A 604-nucleotide genomic window follows, 5' to 3' on the forward strand; every position below is an offset into this window, starting at 1 on the left:
TCGCGGAAGAATGCCAGCCAGCCGGCTCCGTCCTCGCCGCTGGTGACCTGGATGCCCAGGATTTCACGGTAGCCATCAGCGTTGACACCGGTCGCGACCAGGGCATGCACGTTCACCACGCGCCCGTTCTCGCGGACCTTCAACACCAGCGCGTCGGCAGCCACGAACGTGTACGGGCCTTGATCGAGGGGGCGGGTGCGGAACGCCTCGACCTGAGCGTCGAGCTCGGCCGCCATGACCGACACCTGGGACTTGGAAAGCTTTGTCACACCCAGGGATTCGACGAGCTTCTCCATCCGGCGAGTCGACACCCCGAGCAGATAACAGGTGGCGACCACCGAGGTCAGGGCTCGTTCGGCACGTTTGCGGCGTTCGAGCAGCCAGTCCGGGAAGTAACTACCCTGACGCAGTTTGGGGATCGCGACGTCGATCGTGCCGACACGAGTATCGAAGTCGCGGTGGCGGTATCCGTTTCGGCTGTTGACGCGTTCATCGGATCGTTCGCCGTAGCCGGCACCGCACATCGAGTCGGCTTCGTTGCTCATCAGGGCTTTGATGAAGGTGGACATCATCTCGCGCAGCAGGTCCGGGCTCGCGACGGCGA

Annotated in this window: 1 protein-coding gene; it reads right to left on the reverse strand. The window is 63.9% G+C overall.

The annotated features are described in order from the left end of the window. Nucleotides 1-604 (reverse strand): transposase (locus tag A5789_RS01455; protein ID WP_197516530.1); only part of this gene is annotated, 604 nt, incomplete at both ends.

This window comes from Nocardia sp. 852002-51101_SCH5132738, assembly GCF_001665695.1.
GTDB classification, from domain to species: Bacteria; Actinomycetota; Actinomycetes; order Mycobacteriales; family Mycobacteriaceae; genus Nocardia; species Nocardia nova.